9 protein-coding genes are annotated in these 7,831 nt (G+C 35.3%); 7 read left to right on the top strand and 2 right to left on the bottom strand.

The features are described from left to right. Positions 1-110: 110 nt before the first annotated feature. On the top strand, positions 111-257 hold the full coding sequence (locus tag E2583_RS18775) for a hypothetical protein (RefSeq protein WP_291597726.1): 147 nt from the start codon (positions 111-113) through the stop codon (positions 255-257). A 106-nt stretch (positions 258-363) separates the two neighbouring features. On the opposite strand, the gene E2583_RS18780 is transcribed toward E2583_RS18775, so the two are convergent. Together E2583_RS18780 and E2583_RS18785 are read right to left on the bottom strand one after the other, a co-directional pair. Beyond that, complete coding sequence (locus tag E2583_RS18780) at positions 364-606, bottom strand: hypothetical protein (protein ID WP_291597727.1); 243 nt, start codon at positions 604-606, stop codon at positions 364-366. Between the two features lie 48 nt (positions 607-654). Then, on the bottom strand, positions 655-1,230 hold the full coding sequence (locus E2583_RS18785) for a plasmid replication DNA-binding protein (protein ID WP_291597728.1): 576 nt from the start codon (positions 1,228-1,230) through the stop codon (positions 655-657). Positions 1,231-3,670: 2,440 nt separating this feature from the next. Between E2583_RS18785 and E2583_RS18790 the strand changes: the two genes are divergently transcribed. From E2583_RS18790 to E2583_RS18815, 6 genes are all read left to right on the top strand, one after another. Next, complete coding sequence (locus E2583_RS18790) at positions 3,671-4,495, top strand: hypothetical protein (RefSeq protein ID WP_291597729.1); 825 nt, start codon at positions 3,671-3,673, stop codon at positions 4,493-4,495. A gap of 25 nt (positions 4,496-4,520) precedes the next feature. Continuing rightward, entirely contained in the window at positions 4,521-4,688 is a 168-nt protein-coding gene (locus E2583_RS18795; RefSeq protein WP_291597730.1) for a hypothetical protein, read from the top strand. Positions 4,689-5,307: 619 nt separating this feature from the next. Next, positions 5,308-5,601, top strand: a complete 294-nt coding sequence (locus E2583_RS18800; RefSeq protein ID WP_291597731.1) for a hypothetical protein — start codon at positions 5,308-5,310, stop codon at positions 5,599-5,601. Further along, positions 5,591-5,866 carry a type II toxin-antitoxin system RelE/ParE family toxin gene (locus E2583_RS18805; protein ID WP_291597732.1) on the top strand — a complete coding sequence of 92 codons (276 nt, stop codon included), beginning with the start codon at positions 5,591-5,593 and terminating at the stop codon, positions 5,864-5,866. Before E2583_RS18800 ends, E2583_RS18805 begins: the two co-directional genes overlap by 11 nt. Continuing rightward, a complete protein-coding gene (locus E2583_RS18810) occupies positions 5,863-6,204 on the top strand; it encodes a hypothetical protein (protein WP_291597733.1) in 342 nt (113 codons plus the stop codon). Before E2583_RS18805 ends, E2583_RS18810 begins: the two co-directional genes overlap by 4 nt. Before the next feature lie 184 nt (positions 6,205-6,388). After that, positions 6,389-7,375: a hypothetical protein gene (locus E2583_RS18815; RefSeq protein ID WP_291597734.1), complete on the top strand. Its 987-nt coding sequence runs from the start codon at positions 6,389-6,391 to the stop codon at positions 7,373-7,375. Positions 7,376-7,831 lie beyond the last annotated feature (456 nt).

Below are 7,831 nucleotides of genomic sequence, written 5' to 3' on the forward strand. Positions count from 1 at the left end.
GAGCCTTAGATACGCTCGTATTTTGTTACTGAGTGTCTAAAACACACAACAAACCATAGTACGAGTACGAGTGTAATTAAGTTATTCAAAGTTTTATGGAATGAATAAACATGAATGCTTTTTTTGCAATGGTTGTACAGCTAGCTAAACACTTTAAAGATCGCCCCGAAGTTTTATTCGGACTTATTGTTGTTCTTGGTGCTATTACATTGATTTGGGCAGGAAAATTGAAAGGAGCAATTTTGTTTGGCGGATAACTGAGTTAAAAATTATGATGCTTATTACGGTGTGTCATGAGATATGTCATGACACATGCCGTTTTTAAAAAAAAATAGCCATAATTTTTATGGTTAATTTAAAATTTTAGTGTGGTACTACTACAGCGTAACAAAATGGAATTTCAGATGAGTCATCTGATTCATAAGTAGATAAAAGAATATCCTTGTGATCAGGATAGTGTTTTATGACTAATTCGATTTTATCAATAATACAGTCGTTAGAATCGGTCATCCTACCGTTGTACAAAGCTTGTTTAAAATTCTCTCCCTCATGCAACCTCACTTGATATTTTTGCTGTATACCTATCAACTTTTCAAAAATGCTCATGGTAATTCTCTTATTTCGATAAAGAATATATATCACAATTATTCTTAACTAATCTTCATTGAAAACAGCATTCAGTACACGTCCAAATAAACCACGTTTCTTGCGTTGTGGCATTGCCACATTTTGCAACGTTGCATGCTGTAGCGTTTGGGTGTTGCTTGCTGTGGTGCTTTGTTGTGGCATTGCCACATTTTTTGCTATATGTTTTTTTAAATTTTCTTTACTTTCATTATCTTGTGTTGTTGTCGCATGCTGTGGCATTTGTGTGTCGCATGCTGTAGCGTCAGACTGTGGTACTGCTGTAGCAGGTGCTACACTTTTTAATTCTATGAGTGTCTGCATACGGTCGATTTGTTGCATCAAACGTTCTTCACGTTCTTGATATTTTTTGACTTCATTTTCTAAATGAGCAATAAGTTTTTGTGTCGCTGCATCACCATTTTGTTTTGGTGGTTCAGTCGGTTGAGACATTTTTTCTGGTTCACCAAAGCATCGAATAACCTCGGCAATATCGAATTGACCATCACTAGAGCGTGATATACGTCCATTGCGTACAGCTCTGTAAATTGTTGATCTATCGACATTAAACTGTTTGGATACTTCGCTTAGTGATAGTTTAGCCATTTAGCGTATGAGTCCTATTGATTATGTTCAAAGGAAAATAATATAGGCGTCAGTATATATTTATGTGATCACTAGCCAATATTAGGAACTCAAATATATACCGCAAATATATAATACTTAATGTTTTTTATGGTTAAGAAACGAAAAAGCCCTGCTTGACTTACGTCAAGCAGGGCTCTATATTCGTCGGTACGCAGTTATTTGATGTACCACCATCAAGTAACGAAGATCAGCAGAGTTAACGCTCGTACTGGTTTCACCTTTCGGCTTTTGTACCTGAACTCTATTTTCACTGTTCTGTGCAGTAATTTCAAGCCCTAAATGATAAGTCTTCGTTAGTTAAGTGTTTTTTTCATCAAATAAGTATTCCAGATCGAGCTTTGCCTGCTTCTGCGTGCCCATTTTATGGTTGGCATGCGATGCATGTGGAGGGAATAAGTGTCACTGGTGCATCGTAGCGATCGTCGAAAGGCGGAACCGTTACAGGGGAATCCCACATAAGCGGAGCGTTGAGAGTAGTTGTATAGGTTGGTTAAATTGTATGTTGGGGCAACCCTCGCAGAGATACCGCCATACTTCGACAGGGAGCGCGTGGGGGAAGGTGCAAGACCTTTAGTCCTTGTCTGCATAGTCAGCAAAACTATGTGCGGATACGACCGATGCGTGGCTCCGTCAGCCCGACTGGTAAATCGGCAATACTTAAGGGATGTGTCATTTTTTAATGGCAGCCTTTAGGGAGAGTATTGCCGAAACTCTCTCAACGTTCACCATCAGCCCGAGCAAAGCGAGGGATGTGGTGATCTTGAGAGAGTGAGAGCATCTTGTGAAGTGTCTTATTTATTCTTAATCGTTTTGAGAATACCGTTTAAATGCAAAAAATGGGGTGTTATAGCTCGATTAAGATACCTTTTGCATGAAACCACGTTCTTATTCTTATAATCGCTTATATCGCAAAATAGAGCGTATTTTAAAGATAACAGCTAAGACTTTTCAGTCTTAGCTGTCACTTTTAAAAAATGAATGCATGTGATTAGAATGCAACGAATCAGTTAATTAGAACAAAAGTCCTGTTTAACAATTTGTTAGATTTTATACATACAAAAATTTTTTTACGGATTACCAGTCCGTTTGTAGCCACCACAGCTACTATTTTTTTCACTAAATCAAACACATTAATCGGTTCAATCTTTCATTACTCATGTATACGCTTACGTTTTTATTCGCTCGAATATTCATGCTCCCGACTAAAAAAGTCGCTTTACTCAACTGATCTCCCATCCTCTAAAACATCATTTTAATTTAACAGTCACCAACTAATAAAATATAAAAAATAATGTCTTAGTGAACTTCCCACGTTAGTTTTAATCATCATTTTGATGCCCGACTTCTTGCTTTCGCTCAAGTCTTATTCGTTACACTCGCCTAAAATATTCCTGTCCTTTCCCAAGCAGTTGTTCCAAGAGCTTGGTTATAGATTGGCTAAAGACGCTTTAGATTTATCGTGCTATCAAAATTTTCTGTACAGCATGTTCACGGTTCTACGTTTGACATGCCGTTACTGGCTTAAGCTATCCAGTCAGCCTTGCTTATGTATTTACAAGTGCCGAATGTTCGTCAGTGGTTCTCACTGCAACACTGGATAGTTTTTCTCTATCTTCACAGCCCACCAGTACAGCCATCTTTACCAAGTCACCCAAGTAAAGAAGGGGTTATTAACGCTCAAGCACATCCTATGCTTTTTTGCTCACCTTTAATTAAAACAGGACTGCTCATGTCACCATGAGATCCGTTTCCGTGTCGCCCAACAACAATAAAATTGTGTCTCAAAGATTGGGTAGAAAAAGAGAGTTTCACTCTTTAGCCCCCTTCGTAGCCGCACCAGCTTGCTTTTCGCTCGCATGCAGCTTCACCGATCAGAACATGGTTAGTGTTCCTAGCGGTTTGAAATAGTGAAAAAACGTCTCGGCAGCGGTAACTTGCCGAACATTTGGAACGCCAAAAAATAGGCGCAAAAATGGGCAAACTACGCTAGACGTAATTTTTGAAAGTTAGAGGTATCTAACAAAGACAATATGCGAGTAGCCAAAAAATATTTGCTAGTGCATGAGATATTGAGAACTCCGTTGGCGTACGGATAACGATCTTATGATTCACTTTAAAGTTCTGGGAAATGGTCACCGCTAACAACTTGGTTTAGTTGCGCTACAAGTTCAAAATCAGAAAAGCTTAAGAAGCAATCAGATGCATTCAATATACCTGAAAAAGCTCTAAAATCAAATTCCGTCGGAACAACCATATATAAACCTACATCTGCACCTAAAAAAAGGACTGCTAAACGCAGTCCAAAGCACTACCAAATAATATTCCCGATAGAATTACCAAAAATTTATAAAAATGCTAAAATTTTTCCGATAGAATTACCAAAAAAATGGACTTAGCAATGATCTATTACTGTGTCAAAACGAGCGAATATCTGGCGGATATTCTCGATAAAGTGAGTCGTGAAACGCAGTATTATTTGCAGATTGATGTACCGCTTGATCGAGCTGAAAGCATCATAGAGAAGTTTAAAAATAGATATAATTTGGATCAAACTGCACGACAACGAAATTACCGTTTAAAGCAAAAGCCAGTGCTTGATTTGATTGTTTTACTCAATCAAAGTTTGTTAAAAATAGAGAAAGTTAGGCTTTGTTTATTGTGTACCGTTCCTGAAAATTTACGAGAAAAAAAGCAGAATTGTTCGGAGTTACTGAAAGCCGCTTATGCTCTGGATAAGTCAGAGGTAGAAGCATTTGAATCAGTACAAGATCGGCAGAGCAGACTGATCTATCGGACAGCAATTCTAATTGGGGAGGATAAACAATCTGCTCCAGTCTACGAGCTTGTTAATTTACCATTCACCGTTGAACAGCGAAAACAGAAAGAAATTGATAAGACTACAGGTTGGACGTGGCGTATTCATAAAAAGTTCTTAGAGCTTAAGCATGAGCAATTGGTCAACACGTTTAAAAAAGCCCAACAGGTGAAAAATCCTGACAAACAGGACAGTATGATTATGAATGAATTATCAATCGTGTCTAAATTGGCAGGATTTAGAGGTGTGCGAGAGGGTGTATTTAAGTTCAATAAGCAGGTTTTCCCACTTTATTTTAAGTATTTGAATCGAAAATCAAAAATTGAATTGGTTGTTCCATCCTATGAACGAAAATCTAAACGTCTTGTGAATAGTTTTCATGAAATGACTACATTTTTTGAAAAATGATTCTAAGCAATGAGGGGAAGAAAGTATGTCTAAATATCCTGATGATTATTACCTTACAGCGCAAGAAGTTGATGAGTTGAGAGCAGATGCAAAAGCCGCAATGCAGTTGGCTAGTGTATTAACGGCTCAAAATATAAAACCTCTGAGATTTAGCTTTATCAAGAAAAAGGTTAAGTGGCTAAATTACAAATAGGGCAGTGATTGCCATAAGAACTGGTAGGGCTGCACTTGCCATGAATCTTTGAGTTCTTATATTCCATTCCATTGAATAGTTTTTTGAATATTTCTTATATTTCAATGCAAAGCATAGGTTTGATGCAAAACAACCGCATAGAAAACTTAGCATTAATGCCATTCGATAAAGGTCAATATTTAGGTCTGTTCCACCAGAAAATTTTTGAAATTGATAGTAATTGACTCCCATCAAAAATATTAGACACAGTAACCCCAACAATACTGAGTGATATTCGTTCTTTTTATCCTGATCTTGGTATAAAAACTTGGTAATGAACATACTGATGGCAAGAAAAAGAGGGATGAGAATAATCGTAATGCTGATAAGTAAATTCCTGAATAACCAAGATTTAACGTCTGCATCATTGTGAAATTGGTAAATATTCCAAAATGGAAAAAAGACTACTGGAAAAAAATACATGTAAGACAATTTGAATGAGTCCATATCCTTAATTTTAATCATGAGCATGTAGTCGTCTTTTATTGTAGGTAGGCTGATTCTAAAGGTTGTTTTGGCATGTCATGTTTTGCTATTGTGTTATAATAGAATTCAAATGTAACACATTGGGGTTAAAGCCATGCCTGAAGCGACTTTTACATTCCGAGTGGATGAGTCTTTAAAGCAAGAATTTTCTAATTTCGCAAAAGAGGTTGACCGTAGCGGAGCGCAATTATTACGTGATTTCATGCGTGATTTTGTGAAGAAACAACAAGAATCTGCATCTTATGATGCGTGGTTTAAGAAGCAAGTACAGATCGGCTTAGATGAAGCTAATAATGGAAAGTTAATTCCACATGAGGACGTAAAGGCAGAGTTTGCCGCTAGACGTGCCGCAACATTGGCAAGACTGGCAGCAAAGAATGAAGATTGAATGGACGGAAACAGCTCGCCAAGATCGTAGAAATATTTATGATTATCTTGATGAGCGTAATCCTATAGCCGCTATTGAAATTGATGATTTAATTGAAGAAAAAACAGATTTACTTATTGACAATATGTTGATGGGTCGAAGTGGTCGAGAGAAAGGAACACGAGAGCTAGTTGTTCATCCTCATTATGTTGTGGTGTATGACTTTAAAGATACGGTTCGTATCCTAAGAATTTTGCACACGTCTCAGCAATGGGGAAATTTATGAATCAAGCTCAATTTTTAAAACGTTTTTTTGAGATTGAAGCTGGTAGAAAGTTGCCTCATTCTGAGGAGGCTTATAGTGATATGAGCTTTGAGGTAACGATTACACCTTATGTTCCTGAAAAAAATTACGTTGTAGTATTCTCAGGCAGTCATCCAATATTTCCAATAATTGTTGATTTTCCAACGAATGAACATCATTTAAGATTAGGGCTTATTGATATTTTTTTTATTGCTACAGATAAAGTTAGAAAAGGTAAAAAAAGATTAAAGTTTCTTAAGTTAATTTATGAATATCTCAGAGCAAATAATTTAATTAATATTATTGAATGTGGTTTTTAAACAATTGTTTTTTTAGTGTTTTATTTGATTTAATCACTGATGGTTTAATTCATGTGTGTTTGATGATTTTTACCCTTAGCTCACAATCATTTCAGAGCAATATTTATACGACATTGTGTGTCGCTAATCTTTAATCTGCTATGTATTTAATCCATTGTAACCTTTATTATTTATAAGTAAATTTTTGAATAAGAAGGAAAATATGGGAGCAAAAGCAACAATATGTTCTTATGATGAGATAGTCAAACTTGATAATTTCATAGAAAATAAGGAAATTACCTTAGAAAACTTTGAAAATATTGTGGTGGATTATGAAATTAAAGATACAGAATTAAAATGTTGTTTGACTGATGATAAGGGAAAATGTGGTCAGATCCATCAAAAAGGTTACTTGGTCTTATTAAAGGATGGTACTTACAGCTTGATGGGAGGAACGTGTGGCAGAACTAAATTTAATGCAGATAGTACAATTTCTAAAAATATTGCCTTTTTTGAAAATGAACGTAAAAGACAAGAAAAGTTAGGTCGGCTTTATGATTTTATAAATAATAAAGAAAAATATGAAAATATAATTAATCATTTAAAAGAAATAGTTAATGAAATAACAACATTTTATCGAGAGGTTCAAATATTAGGTTTTAACCTTAAAATATTGAATGATAGGTATAAATCATCTGATAGAGCCGTTTTAATCAAAACATATAAGTATGATGAGAAAGGTAACTCTAGATACCAAGCAACAGAGAGAATTGGATATTTACAGGAACTTAATTTGTTTGATGAAAAAAGTATTGGAAGCTATGGTCTAGATGTTCACAGACTCATAATAGGACTAAAAAAAGCTTGTGAGTTAGATGAACAAATAAAACAAAAGCCCAAAGCTAGAGTAGATAAGCAAGTTAATGATTTAGTAAAAGATTTAAGCCATTTTGAAAGTTTACAAGATGAATTATTGATAAGAAAATCTAGCATAGAGCGGTTTAAAAAATCGGATTTATCAATGTTGTGCTACTTAACAAATAGTCATCATATTAGAGAAGATGCTGCCAAGTATCTTCTAAGAAGTAAAGGCAGAGATATGTCTAAAGCTGCATCTTATCTAGCAAACAAAGATAGTTCTTATTTAGACCAATACAGTTGTGATGAAATAAGGGTTAAATCAAAGCATTAAGTTAAGTTTCTCTAAAATTAACATAATGCACGTTATACGAAATGCTTGAAGTTTTCCTATAAGCATCAATATCTTAGTCTAAGCCGTTCTAGGGTTCAGCGCACTAGAACGGCTTTTTCGTGATTTTTCACGTTCCACGTATGTTTTTTAAACATTGTTCCACGCTTTTTATTAGGTATTTTGCATAATCCGTCTTGGATTTTCCCTGTTGACACTGCATTGGAACATTGCAAAATTCCCCATTTTTTTCTCTATATAATTGGTATCGGCTTTAAATTTTGGTCGATATGAAAAATAAACGGAAACTCTTCCGCCTAATACTTTTTCTCATTTTACCTAAAAATTTAAAAGTTATTTATGAGCCTTAGATACGCTCGTATTTTGTTACTGAGTGTCTAAAACACACAACAAACCATAGTACGAGTACGAGTGTAATTAAGTTATTCAAAGTTTTAT

This window comes from Comamonas sp. (genome assembly GCF_009360615.1).
Taxonomy (GTDB): Bacteria; Pseudomonadota; Gammaproteobacteria; order Burkholderiales; family Burkholderiaceae_C; genus Comamonas.

Coding starts and splice junctions, on each gene's coding strand:
- E2583_RS18775 (WP_291597726.1), top strand. CDS start 111: ATGAATGCTTTTTTTGCAATGGTTGTACAGCTAGCTAAACACTTTAAA.
- E2583_RS18780 (WP_291597727.1), bottom strand. CDS start 606: ATGAGCATTTTTGAAAAGTTGATAGGTATACAGCAAAAATATCAAGTG.
- E2583_RS18785 (WP_291597728.1), bottom strand. CDS start 1,230: ATGGCTAAACTATCACTAAGCGAAGTATCCAAACAGTTTAATGTCGAT.
- E2583_RS18790 (WP_291597729.1), top strand. CDS start 3,671: ATGATCTATTACTGTGTCAAAACGAGCGAATATCTGGCGGATATTCTC.
- E2583_RS18795 (WP_291597730.1), top strand. CDS start 4,521: ATGTCTAAATATCCTGATGATTATTACCTTACAGCGCAAGAAGTTGAT.
- E2583_RS18800 (WP_291597731.1), top strand. CDS start 5,308: ATGCCTGAAGCGACTTTTACATTCCGAGTGGATGAGTCTTTAAAGCAA.
- E2583_RS18805 (WP_291597732.1), top strand. CDS start 5,591: ATGAAGATTGAATGGACGGAAACAGCTCGCCAAGATCGTAGAAATATT.
- E2583_RS18810 (WP_291597733.1), top strand. CDS start 5,863: ATGAATCAAGCTCAATTTTTAAAACGTTTTTTTGAGATTGAAGCTGGT.